Source organism: Nocardioides pacificus, from assembly GCF_054775955.1.
On the sequence record NZ_BAAHCI010000005.1, the window covers coordinates 125,030 to 140,023 of the forward strand.

Below are 14,994 nucleotides of genomic sequence, written 5' to 3' on the forward strand. Positions count from 1 at the left end.
ACCGGCTCATGACCGGCTCGTGACCGTGAGGACGTCGTGGCGCGGCACCGGGTTGTCGCGCGTGGCGCCGCAGGTGAGGCGGCGCGGCTTGTCTCCCGGAGTGGTCCGCACCTCCACGGTCCACTCGCCTCCGGCGAGGGCGAAGTCGGCCGTCGTCACCTGGTCGGTACGACGCGAGCGGAGCCGGCGGACGTCCGCGTCGCGGGTCACGCCGAGCCGACGGCGCAGGGCGATCTCGGCGGCCTGCACCGGCATCGGGAGCCCGGAGCGTCCGCGCAGGTGGTCTAGGTCCAGCTCGCCGGCGAGGTGCCCGCCGGCGATCGCGAGGGCGGAGCGCTCGTCGAGCCGGCCGTAGTAGAGCCCGTGCGGGAGCACCACCATGTTGGCGGCGAACCGGTCGCCCCCGATGTGGGAGACCTCCCAGGTCTCCTCGGGGTGAGCCTGGGCCAGCGCAGCGGCGACCGGCCGCCCCCGCTCGGCACAGCAGACGTCGTGGCGCCCGTGGGTGCACACGGCGAGCACGCTCGCGTCGTACGGCGTGAGGCCGGGCGAGCGGCCGGCGGCGAGGGCGTCGAGGTCGAGGGTCAGCAGCTCCGCCGGATCGCCGACGACGGTCGTCTCGATCCACGGGTCGACCGCGTCGGCGTGGACGGCGAAGACGCGGTGGCCGGACGTCGGGGCGGGCCGTCCCGGTCGCCGGATCAGCAGGACGCGCACCCCGGCCCCGCCGGCCCGGCGCCCGAGTCCGGTGCGCACGTCCTCCGGCAGCCTGCAGTCGCGCAGCGCGTCGACTCCCCACGGGCCGGGGACCTCCACGAGGAGGAAGGCGCGGACCGTCGAGGCGGTGCCCGCCAGGTCCTCGTCGCGCAGCAGACTGGTCGCCGCGCAGCGGAAGGCGGCGTCGCGGAGCGCGGGCTCACGTCTCACCCGACGACCTCGAGCAGCCCCTCCCGGACCAGGCGCCGACACAGCACCGACCGACCGGGCTCGTCGAGATGGGCGGCCAGGTCGACGGGCCGCAGCTCGGTGCGAGCGCGGACCTCCTTGAGCGCCGGACGGATCCGGGCGGGCAGGTCGAGATAGCGGTCGCCCAGCAGCACCCGGACCCTCTCGTCGCGGGTGTCGGGGTCCGCGGGGGCGTCGACGAACACGTAGGGGTGTGCGGCCCGGCGGCGCAGCAGCGTGGTGTCGCTCAGCTCACGCGCGGCGAGCACGTCCTTGAGTCCGCCAGGCACGCGCGGGCTGCGACCGGTGAGGAAGCGCTGCACCTCGCTCTCGACCGCGGCGCCGGCGTCGGCGCGCCGTACCTGCTCGGCGAGCTGCTCAAGGCGCTCGGCCAGCTGGTCGCGCAGCGACTCGGGGTGCTCGAGGTAGCCCGCGGGAAGATGCTCGTCGGGCACCGCGTCCAGCAGCGGCCGCACCGTGCGCCCGACCAGGCCGCGCCAGGTGAGCTGGTTGATGCCGAGCGTGACGTGCAGCGAGACGGTGTCCTGGGCGCGGGCGGCGTGGGGAGTGCCGGTGGGGAGGTACATGCTCAACCCGGGCTCGAGCAGCACGTCCTCGACGCCGTCGTCGGTGTGGACCTCCCAGCGCTTGGCGCCGTGGGTCTGGAACACGAAGACGTCGTGGCTGTCGGAGTGGACGGCGAAGCCCTGGGAGCCGGGCGGGGTGAGATAGGCGTTGGCCTGGCAGGGGTGGCCCAGCTCGTTCTCGAGCTCGGCGACCAGCTCGGTCAGCGGCGCCCAGTAGCGGTGCAGCCCCTGCAGCACGATCGTGGCGCCCTCGTCGAAGAGCCGCAGGACCTTGCGCGGGTCGACCAGCCCGGTCAGCGGCCGCCCGGCGAGCGTGGCGCCACGGGTGAACTCGGACTCGGGCAGCACCTTGCCGTCGCGCGCGAGACGTACGGCGGGCGTGCGGATCGCGGTCTCGGTGAGCAGGTGGTCGACGTCGTCGAACGACAGCAGCCCCACCAGCCGCTCGGGGTCGGTGCGGTGCAGGTGCACGCGGGACGCCCAGACCTTGGTAAGGAAGGTCTGGGCGTCACCGCTCAGCAGGTCGAGCGCGCTCAGGAGTCGGTCCCGTCGGAGTCGGTCGTGTCCCCGTCGGTTGTGTCCTTGGCGTCGCCGTCGGTGCCGTCGGAGTCCGTGCCGTCGGAGTCGCCCCCGTCGGTGCCGTCGGAGTCGGTGGTGTCGCCGTCGGTCGTGTCGGTGGCGTCGCCATCGGTGCCGTCGGAGTCCGTGCCGTCGGAGTCGCCCCCGTCGGTCCCGTCCGCGTCGGCGCGGTCCTGACCGTCCGCGTCGGCCGGGCTCGGCATCGACGTCGCCTGCGGGGTACCGACGGTGCCGGTGGTGATCTCGTCGTCGCTCAGTGAACCTGTCATGCGTCCTCCTCTGCTCGCGGCGGAGGTTCCGCCGTGCTCATGCTTCGTCGTACGGCGAGGGCCCGGGCGGCGACCGGCTTGGTCGCGTCCCCGGGCCGACCTCAGCCATTTACCCAGCCCCAGCAGAATCACGCCAGCCCCAGGGGAGGACCGTGGGTGAAGAATCGCCGCGGCCCCGTCCGAGTCGGGGGTCGAGCAGGTGGCGCACCCCCACCCGCTGGTCGAGCAGGGCGCCCCCCGTCCGCTGGCCGAGCACCCCCGTTCGGTGGTCGAGCAGGTTGCGCAGCAACCGACGTCGAGACCCCACCCGTAGACGCGCCGAAGCCCCCGCCGGATGCTGCCTACGACGGGGTCCGGGGCGGTGCAGCTACTGGTCGGGCGGAGGTACGGCGCGGGCCCGGTCGCGGGTCACGTCGAGCGTCCCGGTGTGATCGCGCAGGTACTGATACCCCTGCGGGCTGGTCCACAGGAACGTGCCGGGGTCGATGACGGTGTAGGACCACGGGCTGTGGGTCTTGTGCCGGTGATGCCGCCGGCATAGCGGGGCGACATTGCACGAACACGTATCTCCGCCGGCCGAGTGTTCTCGAACGTGGTCGCAATCCGCACGATGCCCATCAGGCTTGAGCTTGCGGGCTGGTCGGGTGCACCACGGGAACACACAGTTGTGGTTGATCAACCCGATGCGTTCGACGAGGCGGTCGGGGACCTCGTAGGCGCCGACGTGGACGTGGTCCTCGAGATCGATGACCGGCTTCACGGTGATCTGGGTGTCGGGGTTGGCGCACCAGTCGCGGACCTGATCGACGGACACGAAGGAGCGGGTGTTCTCCACCCGGGCGAGGCGGACGCCGTCGTCATCGAGGCTCCGGGCGCGCAGGGCGTCGTGGGAGAGGTGGACGTAGAGCACCACCTGACGCGGACGGCGAGCCGGGGAGCGCGGTTGATCCGGAGCACTGGGTGAGTCGGGTCCACCGCGATGACCCGGTGTCGCGTCGTCGTCGGCGGTGGTGGGCTCGCGCTGGTTGTCGCTGTCGGTGGATTCGTCGGAGGTGTCGTTGAGGTCGAACGCGAGCTGCCGGCGGGCGAGGTCCGCGACCGCCTTCGCCCGACGCGCATCGAGGGGCTCCTCCGAGCCCAGGGCACGCTGGGCTTCGGCACCTGCGGTGACAGCGGCGTCGAGGTCCATCGCGTCCGCGATATCCAGCTCGCCACGGACCTGCATGGTGCCCTCGTAGGACACCTGGTCGGTGTCCACATCGAAGCACCGGCCGTCAGCCGCGTTGCGGCGGCGTTGCTCGGCGTCCTCGGGCTGAAACTGGACCCGGGCCTCCTCGATCAACCGGTCCAGCGCGGCGATGCCGATCTTGTGAGCCACCGAGGCGACGTGACGGTCCACGAACGCCGCACCCTCGGGGACGAGACTCATGGTGGCGTCGGCGATGCGGCGGGCCTTCCACGCCACCAAGTCACCAGAGCAGACCCGCGCCCACACCTTCGGGAGGCGATACCTGAGCTCCACGGCCTGGCCGACGTACCGGCCACCGGCGTCGGTGGACATGCCCACGGCCAGGGCGAACTCGGTGATCGCGAACTCCGCCACCAACGGGGCACCCTCGCCAGCGATGGGGAGGCCTCGGTCGCCGTAGCCGTCGTGGGCCAGCGCGGCGTCGGCGAGGGAGTCGACCGAGTGCATCGCGGCCCAGTCCACGGCGGCTTGCAGCTGCTCTGCCTCCGCACGGTCAGCCATCGCGCGACGGACGCGCGCGACCTCCAGCACCGCGGCGGCGGTGTCGGGGGTGGCTGTCTGGGTCATGGATCTATTGCAGCAGCGACCACCGACAGTCCCAGGGATAGAAGCGGCGCGACGCGCTAACTGTGGAGAACTTTGTTCACGGGTGGGTCTCGACGTCGGTTGCTACGCAACCTGCTCGACCAACAAACCCGGCGGCGCAACCTGCTCGACCACCGAGGGGCTGCGCAACCTGCTCGACCAACGAGCGGGGCTACGCAACCTGCTCGACCACCGAACCGGCTGCGCGCGCCTCAGGCTCCAGCCTGGTCCGCCTGCTTCGCCGCCTGTTCCAACCGCTCCCGATAGGTCTCCCACGTCTCCCCCTCGGGGATCCCCAGGTTGTCGTTCTCGGGGCGCACCCCCGCGGCGCCGTCGATGAGCTCGCGGACGATGTCGGCGTGCCCGGCGTGACGGTGGGTCTCGGCGATCATGTGCACGAGGACGAGGTGCAGGCTGACCTCGTTGCGCCCCTCTCCCCACCAGGGGACCCGGCCGAGCGAGTCGAGGTCGAGCGCGTCGATGGTCGCGTCCGCGTGCGCCCAGGCGCGGCGATAGAGACCGAGGACGTCCTCGCGGGACTCCTCCGCAGTGGCCCACATGTCGGCGTTGGGCTCGGCGTCGTCCTCCAGCCAGGGCAGCGGCTCGCCGGAGGGCCGGCCGAAGGTCTCCCCGAAGTACCCGAGCTCCACCGATGCCACGTGCTTCACCAGCCCCAGCAGATTGGTCCCCGTGGGTGTGAGCGGCCGGCGCGCGTCGTACTCCGACAGCCCGTCGAGCTTCCACACGAGCGCGTCGCGCGCCTGTTGAAGATAGCGGTGCAGATCGGTCTTGACGTCCACGTCCGGCATGCCCCCAGCCTGACCTCGTGAGGTCGGACGGTCAACCGGCTATCGCGACCGGCGCCGGGTCCGGCCGAAGGTCCGCAGCCGGGCCAGCGCCTGCTCCCCGGCGAGCTCTCCCCGCGCCGCCGGCGTGGCGAGGTAGTACTGAGCGGCCTCGAGCACGACGTGCGGGTCCATCGCCAGGTCCTCCACCGCCACCGAGGGGCTGGGGCTCCCCGACAGCAACGCCAGCTGGTCGCGGCGGGCGTGGGCGGCAGACAGAGGAGTGCGCTCGAAGGTGAGCCAGTTGCGGATCTGGTCGTCCGGCATCGGCGGCCAGACCCGTGCGAGGCGGGTCCAGTGCGCCCGCACCGCGGCGATCTCGTCCCAGCCCAGGAGCTCGGGGTCGGTGCGGGTCCGCAGCAGCACGCCGTCGGGCAGCAGCACCACCCCCTTGTCCGGCGTACGACGCGAGCGCAGGCCGCCGATGGTCCCGGCGGCGAAGAGCAGGCCCACGCCGCCGAGCAGGAGGATCCCGACCAGGAGCACCCACTCCCGTCCCCGGACCAGCTCCGCGGCCATCCACCCGGCCATCGCGAGGGAGACCACGGCGAGGACCCCGATCACCGCCAGCACCGTCGCCTTCATCGGCTGCACCGGCAGCAGCAGCCCGGTGCGGTGCTCACCCTTCCGGGCCACCCCGACGGGCCCCGTCCACAGCCGAGGCTCCAGCGGCCTGCGCCGGTCGGCGTACGGGATGACACCGAAGGCGAACGCCAGCCCGCCCAGCACGACCGCACCCATCACCCGTCCCGCCAGCAGAGCCAGCAGCGCGGCGCTCCCGAACAGCACCGCGGCAACGACCCCGAGCCCACGGAAGACCCTGTCCCGCAACGGCCGCAGGTGCCATCCCTCACCGGCCTGGTTGAAGGCCAGCCGGGTGCGTCTCATCCGAGGTCCGCCGGCTGGCAGGAGACCACGTCGTACGTCGCGGCCGGCTTGGTCTTCAGGTCCGCGCAGGACTGGCGCTGCGCCGCACCTACACCGGTGCGCACGACCACGCGCCACGGCTCGCCGGCCACCTCCACCGTCACGGCCGACTCCGCCTCGCGACCTGTCGCGGCGACGTCCACGACCCGCACCGCCCCCAGCGCGCTCACCCCGAGCTGCTCGCGCACGTGCACCTCGGCCACCTGGGCGGCGCCCGACACTCCAGCCCGCCCTCGCGACCACGCCCCAGGATGCTCACCGTCGGCCAGCTCGGCACACGCCTCCACCGCCGACACCGGATCGAGCCGGCCCAGCGCGACGCCCGAGGGAAGGGCGAGCAGCGTCGCGGCGAACCGGTGTCCGCCCAGGTGCGAGGTCTCCCAGGTCTGCTCCGGCCAGCGCTCGCACAGCACCGCCGTCACCGGCCGGCCGAGGTCGGCGCAGCACAGGTCGCGGCGGCCGTTGGTGCAGACCAGCCACAGCCCCTCGTCGTACGGCGCGAAGCCGGCGGCCGCCCCCGGCAGCCGTCCCGCGGCGAGCCCCGCCACGTCGAGGTCCAGCAGCCGGGACACGTCGTCGAGCAGCGCGGTCTCCACCTGCGCCCCCTCGGGCCCGAGGACCCCAGCGAACACCCGGACCCCGGACGACACGGCGCCCGCGTGCCGGCGGATCAGCTGCACCCGCACGTCCGCGAGCCCGCCCAGGAACGCCCGGACCTCCGCGGGGAGCCGGCTCTCCGCGACCGCCTGGCGCCCCCACGGCCCCGCGTGCTCGACCAGCAGCCAGGCGGTGTCGGTGGGCGCGGTCCCCGCCAGTGGCTCGGCGTCCCCGGCGCTCGCGGCCGAGCACCGGAACGCGGAGGGCGCGGGATCGGCGGAAGCCGGGCCGACAGAAACTGGGCCGCCAGAAGTTGGGCCGGCAGGGGTCAGGTCACTCATCGGCCCCGATTGTGCCCCGGGCGGGAGCGCTCAGGACAGGAGGCTCACCCGAGCAGCCCGGTACGACGCGCGATCGCGGCCGCCTCGGTCCGTCCGGCCGCGCCGAGCTTGCCCAGGATGTTGGACACGTGGACCGACACCGTCTTGGTGCTGATGAAGAGCTGCTTGCCGATCTCGCCGTTGGTGCGGCCCTCGGCAACCAGGGCGAGGATCTCCCCCTCGCGGGCCGTCAGCTCCCCGACCGTCGCGACGGGCCGCGCCGCCGACCCCATCGAGGTCAGCTCGTCGAGCAGCGGTCGCGCCCCCAGGTCGCGCGCGGCCGATCGCGCCAGGTCGGCCGCCTCCCGCGCGGTGACGGCGTCGCCGGTGGCCCGCATGATCTCGGCCAGCCGGGTGCGCACCTTCGCCAGCTCGAGCACGTCGCCGTACTCCGCGAAGTGCCGCTCCACGTCGCGCCAGCCCGCGAGCACCTCCTCGCCCGTCGGCGGGTCGACCTGGGCCACCCACCGCCAGCGCAGCGCCTCGGCGTTGAGCCGGGAGTGCCACGCCCAGGTCTCGGGCCCGAAGGTGATGCCGGACTCCCGCTGATAGGCGAAGACACGCCGTCCGTCCTCCAGCAGCCGCTCCGCGTCGAGGGCCCTCGTCCGGCGCTCCTCAGCACTCAGCCGGGGCGCGGCGGCGGCCAGCACCCCGAGCGCCGTCGCCGACAGCCGCAGCCGGGCCTGGAAGCTCTGGCCCCACATCCCCGCCAGCAGCTCGCACGCCTCGTCATAGACGGCGAGCGCCGCCCCGTGGTCGCCGCGCCGCTCGTGCACCTCGAGCTCGGCGCTGCTGCCGGTGATGGCGACGAGCCCCTCCGCGGACCAGAACGGCCGGGCCGTGCGCGCCAGCTCGAGCGCCGTGTCGTCGCCTCGGGCCGCCAGCACCGTCGCCCGCAGCGCGGCCAGCATCGCCTCGTAGAGCGGCGGCGGGGCCTGGTCGGCGACGCCGGTCAGCTCGAGGACCTCGTCCCACCGCCCGGCGGCGCGCAGCACCGAGCCGAGCATGAAGCGGGACTCGAACGCGTACGGCGCCCACGGCGTCCCCGCGTCGGCTCCCCGCCGGGCCGCGCGCTGGAAGACGAGCCGGGCCTCGTCGAACTCCCCGCGGTCCTGGTGCAGCCGCCCGAGCAGGTAGAGCCCGCGCAGCTCCGCGTTGACGGCACCGGCAGCGTGCGCGCGCCCGATGACCTCCTCGAAGGCGTCGCGCACCTGGTCGACCGGACCGTGCTTGTCGATGCCGATCAGGGTGGTCCGCACGTCCGAGCCGAGCCGGGGCATGGCGAGCTTCTCGGTCAGCGCGAGCGCCTCCAGCGCGACCTGCCGGGCCTCCTCGCGGTGCCGGTATCCCTCGAGGATCCGGGCGTGGTTGCCCAGCACCCGCGCCCGCGACTTGTCGGCGGTGCCGGCCACCAGCTCGACGGCCCGGCGCGAGATCTCGAGCGGATCGTCGTCGTCGCCGTCGGTGATCAGCAGCCCGAACGACAGCGCGGCCATCATCTCCGCACGCGGTCCCGGGCCCGCCTCGGGAGGCAGCCGGTCGAGCTGCTCGCGGATGACGTTGATGGCGCGCGCGACGTGCCCGGCGGCCATCAGCGCGTCCGAGGTCTGGCGCACCAGCCCCGCGACGTCCCGCGCCCCGTCCTCGCCGATCCCGGGATCGGTGAGCAGCACCAGCGCCTGCTGGAAGTGCTGGGCCGCCTCCTCGGGACCGCCGACGCTCATCGCCTCCTCCCCGGCCCGGATGCTCGCCGTGAGCGCCGTACGCACATCCTGGCCGAGCCGGGCGTGCCGGGCCAGCTCGGCGGCGCTGCCGGAGGCCCGCTGCTCGCACAGCGCGGCGGCGTACGCCGCGTGCAGGCGCACCCGCTCCCCCGGCAGCAGGTCGTCATAGACGGCCTCGCCCAGCAGCGCGTGGCGGAACGCGTAGGCGTCGCCGGAGACCGCCACGAGCACGTTCATCTCGACCGCGGCACGCAGCGCCTCCTCGAGCGCGCTCGGCGGCAGCCCGGACGCCTCGGCGAGCAGCTCGTGGGAGACCCGTCGACCGGCGACAGACGCGGTGCGCACCACCGTCCGGGCCCCGTCCTCGAGCCGGTCGAGGCGCACCAGCAGCACGTCGACGAGGTCCTCGGGCAGCCCCCCGCCGCCACTGGCCCAGGTGGCCCCGACGAGCTCCTCGACGAAGAACGCGTTGCCCTCCGAGCGGGCCACGATGTCGGCGACGTCGGCCTCGCGCAGCGGGTCGGGGTGCAGCTCGTGCACCAGCCGGCGTACGTCGCGTGCGGCGAGCGCCTCGAGCTGGATCCGCTCCACGCCCGCCATCCGCGACCACTCGGCGACCTGGCGGCGCAGGGGGTGGCGGCGGTGCAGATCGTCGGAGCGGTACGACGCGACCAGGCCGACCGTGCTCCCCGGCCGCCCCAGCCCGCGAGCGAACAGGAAGCTGAGCAGGTCGCGCGTCGAGCGGTCGGCCCAGTGCGCGTCCTCGACCACCAGCAGGAGCGGCGCCTCGGCCGCGGCCTCCTCGAGCAGGGTGTGCACCGCCGGGAACAGGTCGCCGCGCTCCAGCAGCGCGCCGTCCTCGCCGTCGGAGACGTTGAGCATCCGACGCCCGGGCTGGAGCCGGGCCAGCGCCGGGTGCTCGGCGACCACCCGCTCGACGACGGCGGGCAGCTCGTCGTGGAGCCGGCCGAGGATCTCGGAGAACGGCAGGTAGGGCAGCGCGGAGTCGGCGAAGTCCAGGCAGTGGCCGGCCACGACCTGCCAGCCCTCCCCGACGGCCCGGTCGCGCAGCTCGGTCAGCAGGCGGGTCTTGCCGACGCCGGCGTCCCCACCCAGCAGCACGGCCCCCACCGGGACGCGCCCGACGCGTCCGGACGCACGGATGCCGAGCGTGGAGCTCAACAGCTCCAGCTCGGCATCTCGTCCCACCAGCCTCGAGCTCCGCATCGCCACGGGGCCCATGATGTCGTGCGCGGGCGGGTGCGCGCCTCCTTGTTTACGCGGCATCTGCCGCGTCAGCCGATCGTGTCTCGATCCCGCTCCGGCGCTCGCGGTGCCCGTGGGCCGCCGAGCTGCGGGTCGCGCCCGGCGCGCCGGCGGCGTCGTACCGGCTTCCAGGTCTCGGCGATCCGCTGGGTGCGGTAGTCGATCTCGGCGTTGAGGTAGAGGTCGGATCCGTTGTACATGCGCTGCTCCCGGTGTGCTCACGGCCCCGGGTCGTCGGGGCGTGAGACGAGACTCGCGCGCTGAGGTAGACCCGCACATCGGACGGCTGCCCTATCCCGGGCACCACCCCGGCCGGCCGACTACCTCAGAGGGGCCGGCTACCTCAGTGCGCCCGCGGCTCCACACCCCGGAGACCAGCGGCACGCCCGGTCGGTAGGCCAGGTGCACGTGGCTGGGCGCGTCGAGCAGCACCAGGTCGGCCGGTGCCCCGACCCGCAGCACGCCGACGTCGTCGCGCCCCAGCGCCGCGGCGCCCCCGGCCGTCGCGGCGTGCACCGCCTCGGCGCAGGTCATCCCCATCTCCCGTACGGCGAGCGCGATGCAGAACGGCATCGACGTCGTGTACGACGAGCCCGGGTTGCAGTCGGTCGCCAGCGCGACGCGCACCCCTGCGTCGAGCAGCCGGCGCGCGTCCGGCCAGGGCTGCCGGGTCGAGAACTCCGCCCCCGGCAGCAGCGTCGCGACCGTCTGGGAGTCGCGCAGCGCGTCGACGTCGGCGTCGTCGAGGAACGTGCAGTGGTCGACGGCGGTCAGCCCCAGCTCCGCGGCGAGCCGGACCCCCGGCCCGGGCCCGAGCTGGTTGGCGTGCAGCCGCCCCCGCAGCCCCGCGGCCGCGCCGGCGACGAGCACCGCCCGCGCCTGGCCGGCGTCGAAGGCCCCCTCCTCGCAGAACGCGTCGATCCAGCGGGCGTGCGGCGCGCAGGCCTCGAGCATCGGCCCGGTCACGAGCGCGACGTAGTCGGCGGGATCGGCCCCCTCGGGCACGACGTGGGCGCCGAGGAACGTCGTCTCCTCGGTGAACTGGCGCGCCACCGCCAGGCTGCGGGCCTCGTCGCGCACGGTCAGCCCGTAGCCGCTCTTGGTCTCGAAGGTCGTCGTCCCCTGCCGGCGCATCTCCTGCACCAGCCGGGCGGTGCGCGCGGTCAGCTGCTCGTCACTGGCCGCCCGGGTCGCGGCGACGGTGTCGCGGATCCCGCCCGCGGCGTAGGGCTCGCCGGCCATTCGCGCGGCGAACTCGTCGGCCCGGTCACCGGCGAAGACGAGGTGGCTGTGGCTGTCGACGAAGCCGGGCAGCACGGCGCGCCCGCCCGCGTCGTACGCCGTGTCGACGGGCGGCGCCGCGGCCACGGGGCCCACCCAGGCGACCCGGCCGCCCTCGATGACGAGGGCAGCGTCCTCGACGATGCCGAGAAGCCCGCCCCGCCCGGTGGCGTCGGGGTCGTTGGTGACCAGCTCGCGGATGCCGGTGAGCAGCGTCGCGGTCATGCCCACACCTGACCGACCGCCGCCGCCAGCTCGCGGCCGATCTCCTCCTCGTCGCCGGCACGGAAGACGACGCGACCGTCGGCGACGACGTGGCGCACGTCGGCGGCGGAGGCCGCGAAGACCACGGTCTGCTCGTCGTCCCCGGTCCCGGCGGTGCGGATCGAGGTGGTGTCGACGGTGACCAAGTCGGCCCGCTCACCGGCCTCGATCCGGCCGGCGTCGGAGAAGCCGAGCCCGAAGTGGCCGCGGGCAGCGGCGAACGGCAGCAGGTCCTCGGCGCAGAAGTGGCCGCGCGCGCCGGTGGCGAGCCGCTCGTGCATCTCCAGGGCGCGCATCTCCTCGAAGAGGTCGATCACCGCGTGGCTGTCCGAGCCCAGGGTCAGCGCGCAGCCGCGCTCGTGCAGCCGCAGCGCGGGACCGATGCCATCGCCCAGGTCGCGCTCGGTGGTCGGGCACACGCAGATCCGGGTGGCGGAGTCGCCGAGCAGGTGGACGTCCCCCTCGGTGAGGTGGGTGGCGTGCACCGCGGTCGTGTGCGGGCCGAGCACCCCGGCGTCCGCCAGCAGCGCGGTCGGGGTCCGCCCGTAGGCGGCCAGGCAGGCGGCGTTCTCGGCCGGCTGCTCGGACAGGTGGACGTGCAGCGGTCGGTGCCGCGCGGCGTCGACGACGGTGGCCAGCTGGTCGCGCGGGACGGCGCGCACCGAGTGGATCGCGGCGCCCACCACGTGGTCCTCCCCGTCCGGCAGGTCGGCCACCCGCTGCGCCCAGGTGCCCGCGTGGCCGTCGCTGAACCGGACCTGCACGCCCTCGGCCGGCCGGTGGCCCCGGGGCCCGAACCCGGCCGCCAGATAGCAGGTGTCGAGCAGCGCGATCCGCAGCCCGGCCTCGCGGGCCGCCGCCAGGAGGGCCAGACCCATCGCGTTGGGCTCGTCGTACGGCGTGCCGTCGGGCTGGTGGTGGAGGTAGTGGAACTCGCCCACCGCGGTGATCCCGGAGGCGACCATCTCCCGATAGGTGGCGCGGGCGAGCGCGAAGTAGGTGTCGGGGTCGAGCCGGTGCGCCACGTCGTACATCCGGGCCCGCCAGGTCCAGAACGACCCGTGGCCGCTGCGGCCGCGACCGGCCTCGCTGCGGCCGCGCAGGGCACGGTGGAACGCGTGGGAGTGGCTGTTGGCCAGGCCCGGCACGGTGACCCCGGGCAGCCGGACCACGCCGGGCCACGACGAGACCGCCTCGACGGCCGCCGGCGGGGCGTCCGGCAGCACCCGGCTGAACCGGCCCCCGGCGATCTCGACCAGCACCTCGTCGCGCATCTCGCCGGCGACCCAGCCGCGCTCGAGCAGGTAGGCCGCCTCGACCTCGGCCCCCAGCGGGCCCCCGCTCCCCGGACGGCGCTCCCGACTCATGGCGCGCGCCCGGCGAGCCGCTCGAGGACGTCGGCCAGCACCGAGACCCCGACCAGGCAGTCGGCGACGCTCGCGTGCTCGGCGGGCGAGTGGGAGACGCCGGTGGGGTTGCGCACGAAGAGCATCGAGGTGGGGATGCCGGCGCTCGACAGCACCCCGGCGTCGTGGCCCGCGGCCGTCGCCAGCACCGGCAGGTCGCCCGACTCGTGCTCGGCGCCGACCCGGGCGGCCAGGTCGGGGTCGAAGACGACGGCCCCCGAGACCGACTCGGCGCTCACCGCCAGCGAGGTGCCGTCACGGTCCGCGCGGTCGCTCGCCTGGGTCGAGATCGTGGCGACCAGCTCGGCGAGCGCGGTCTCGTCGGGGCAGCGGGCGTCGAGCCAGGCGGTGACCCGCGAGGGGATCGCGTTGGTGCCGTTGGGCGCCACCTCCACCCGGCCGAAGGTGGCCCGGTGTCCCGTCAGCCGCGCCCGCTTGTTGGCCGCGAGCGCCGTCATCGCATAGGTCAGCATCGGGTCCTGGCGGTCCTCCATCCGCGTCGTCCCGGCGTGGTCGGCGGTGCCGGCGAAGTCGTAGCGCCACCGCCCGTGCGGCCAGATCCCGCTCGCCACGCCCACCGGCGCGAGGAGGTCCACGAGCTCGCGGCCCTGCTCGACGTGCAGCTCGACGAAGGTGCCGACGCGGTCCAGCCAGCCTGCCTGCCCTCCTCCCGGGCCCGTCCCTCCCGGCTCGAGCCCGACGGCGGCCATCGCGTCGGGGAGGCGCACGCCGTCGCGGTCGCTCAGCTCGCGGGCGTCGGCCCACGCCAGCGCCCCGGTGGCGAGCCGCGAGCCCAGGCACGGCACCCCGAAGCGCGAGCCCTCCTCCTCCACGAAGACCGCGACGCCGATCGGACGGGCCGGCACGCAGCCGCGCTCGCGGAGCAGGTCGATCGCGGCGAGCGCGGACACGACGCCGAGGGGTCCGTCGTACGCGCCGCCGTCGAGGACCGAGTCGAGGTGCGAGCCGGTGAGCACCGCGTCTGCGAGCAGGTTGTCGGTCGCACCGGCCGGGCGCCACCACGCGACCGTGTTGCCCCAGCCGTCGACCTCGACCTCGAGTCCCCGGGAGACGGCCTGCTCGACGAACCACGCGTGCAGCTCGCGCTCGGCGGCGAGGAACGGCTGGCGGAAGTAGCCCCCGCTCGGCACCTGTCCGACCGGGGCGAGGTCGCGCCACATCTGCTCGAACGTCAAAATCGCCTCCATGGAGTTCAGTGACGTGGTGCGTCGGCGCCGGATGGTCCGACGGTACGACGAGAGCCGACCGGTCGACCCGCGGATCATCGACCGGATGCTCGATCATGCCCGACGCGCGCCGAGTGCGGGGTTCAGCCAGGGGTGGGCGTTCCTGCGGCTGGACACCCCCGAGGACGTCGGCCGCTTCTGGCGCTCCACCAGCCCCGACCCGGCGGCGAGCAACGCGTGGCTCGACGGGATGCGGACGGCGCCGGTGGTGATCGTGGCGCTGGCCAACCGGGAGGCCTACCTGCGCCGCTACGCCGAGGACGACAAGGGGTGGGCGCCCGGCAGGGGCGACGACACCGACGGCCGCTGGCCGGTGCCCTACTGGGACGTCGACACAGGGATGGCCTCGCTGCTGATCCTGCTCACCGCCGTCGACGAGGGGCTCGGCGCGTGCTTCTTCGGGGTGCCGCCGGAGCGGGTCGACGCCTTCCGCGCGGAGTTCGGCGTGCCCGACGACCACCGCCCGGTCGGCGCGATCACCGTCGGCCACCGGCTGCCCGACACCGGCGCGCCCGGCTCGGCCGCGCGACGTACCCGCAAGCCGGTCGAGGACGTCGTGCACCGCGGGCACTGGCGCACCCCCTAAGCCGAGTCGACGCAACTTCACCGCCGAGTCGGCGCAACTTCACGGGGCGTTCGTCGTACGGCGGTGGGCATGGAGGTCACCGATTGGTCAGAGACGACATGCCCCAGACCGAAATGCACGCCGTTGGGGACCAAACGGCAACCCGCTCTTCGCCTCTCCCAGTCCACGCCCCTCAGCGCCCCGGCAGGCTCACCCCGCCGACGCCGCCCGCGATCCCGGGGACGAAACGGCCCCGCACGCCGTACCGTCCTCCCTGT

Annotated in this window: 13 protein-coding genes; 1 reads left to right on the top strand and 12 read right to left on the bottom strand. The window is 74.4% G+C overall.

The annotated features are described in order from the left end of the window. Positions 1 to 6: 6 nt before the first annotated feature. The 12 genes from ACYU7L_RS03170 to ACYU7L_RS03225 all read right to left on the bottom strand — a co-directional run bounded on the left by ACYU7L_RS03170 (position 7) and on the right by ACYU7L_RS03225 (position 14,112). A complete protein-coding gene (locus ACYU7L_RS03170) occupies positions 7 to 927 on the bottom strand; it encodes a sucrase ferredoxin (RefSeq protein WP_460793753.1) in 921 nt (306 codons plus the stop codon). After that, complete coding sequence (locus tag ACYU7L_RS03175; protein WP_460793755.1) at positions 924 to 2,003, bottom strand: cupin domain-containing protein; 1,080 nt, start codon at positions 2,001 to 2,003, stop codon at positions 924 to 926. The genes ACYU7L_RS03170 and ACYU7L_RS03175 overlap by 4 nt, the downstream gene beginning before the upstream one ends. Positions 2,004 to 2,065: 62 nt before the next feature. Beyond that, entirely contained in the window at positions 2,066 to 2,380 is a 315-nt protein-coding gene (locus tag ACYU7L_RS03180) for a hypothetical protein (RefSeq protein WP_460793756.1), read from the bottom strand. 367 nt (positions 2,381 to 2,747) lie between these two features. Beyond that, complete coding sequence (locus tag ACYU7L_RS03185; RefSeq protein WP_460793757.1) at positions 2,748 to 4,196, bottom strand: HNH endonuclease signature motif containing protein; 1,449 nt, start codon at positions 4,194 to 4,196, stop codon at positions 2,748 to 2,750. Positions 4,197 to 4,426: 230 nt separating this feature from the next. Continuing rightward, positions 4,427 to 5,023 (bottom strand): DinB family protein, encoded by a 597-nt coding sequence (locus ACYU7L_RS03190; RefSeq protein ID WP_460793758.1) that lies wholly within the window; start codon positions 5,021 to 5,023, stop codon positions 4,427 to 4,429. Positions 5,024 to 5,062: 39 nt separating this feature from the next. Then, entirely contained in the window at positions 5,063 to 5,947 is an 885-nt protein-coding gene (locus ACYU7L_RS03195) for a hypothetical protein (RefSeq protein WP_460793760.1), read from the bottom strand. Continuing rightward, positions 5,944 to 6,924 (bottom strand): sucrase ferredoxin, encoded by a 981-nt coding sequence (locus ACYU7L_RS03200; RefSeq protein ID WP_460793761.1) that lies wholly within the window; start codon positions 6,922 to 6,924, stop codon positions 5,944 to 5,946. Before ACYU7L_RS03200 ends, ACYU7L_RS03195 begins: the two co-directional genes overlap by 4 nt. 44 nt (positions 6,925 to 6,968) lie before the next feature. Then, positions 6,969 to 9,914 (bottom strand): helix-turn-helix transcriptional regulator, encoded by a 2,946-nt coding sequence (locus ACYU7L_RS03205; protein WP_460796559.1) that lies wholly within the window; start codon positions 9,912 to 9,914, stop codon positions 6,969 to 6,971. A 68-nt stretch (positions 9,915 to 9,982) separates the two neighbouring features. Next, positions 9,983 to 10,153: a hypothetical protein gene (locus ACYU7L_RS03210; RefSeq protein WP_460793762.1), complete on the bottom strand. Its 171-nt coding sequence runs from the start codon at positions 10,151 to 10,153 to the stop codon at positions 9,983 to 9,985. Positions 10,154 to 10,244: 91 nt separating this feature from the next. Further along, complete coding sequence (gene hutI, locus ACYU7L_RS03215) at positions 10,245 to 11,459, bottom strand: imidazolonepropionase (protein WP_460793763.1); 1,215 nt, start codon at positions 11,457 to 11,459, stop codon at positions 10,245 to 10,247. Next, positions 11,456 to 12,865, bottom strand: a complete 1,410-nt coding sequence (locus ACYU7L_RS03220) for a formimidoylglutamate deiminase (protein ID WP_460793764.1) — start codon at positions 12,863 to 12,865, stop codon at positions 11,456 to 11,458. The genes hutI and ACYU7L_RS03220 overlap by 4 nt, the downstream gene beginning before the upstream one ends. Further along, the gene (locus ACYU7L_RS03225) at positions 12,862 to 14,112 is read right to left on the bottom strand and encodes an allantoate amidohydrolase (protein ID WP_460793765.1); all 1,251 of its coding nucleotides are present in this window, start codon (positions 14,110 to 14,112) and stop codon (positions 12,862 to 12,864) included. The genes ACYU7L_RS03220 and ACYU7L_RS03225 overlap by 4 nt, the downstream gene beginning before the upstream one ends. Here ACYU7L_RS03225 and ACYU7L_RS03230 point away from each other — a divergent pair. Next, positions 14,111 to 14,737 carry a nitroreductase family protein gene (locus ACYU7L_RS03230; protein ID WP_460793767.1) on the top strand — a complete coding sequence of 209 codons (627 nt, stop codon included), beginning with the start codon at positions 14,111 to 14,113 and terminating at the stop codon, positions 14,735 to 14,737. The two genes, ACYU7L_RS03225 and ACYU7L_RS03230, sit on opposite strands and share 2 nt — an antisense overlap. The last annotated feature ends 257 nt before the right edge of the window (positions 14,738 to 14,994 follow it).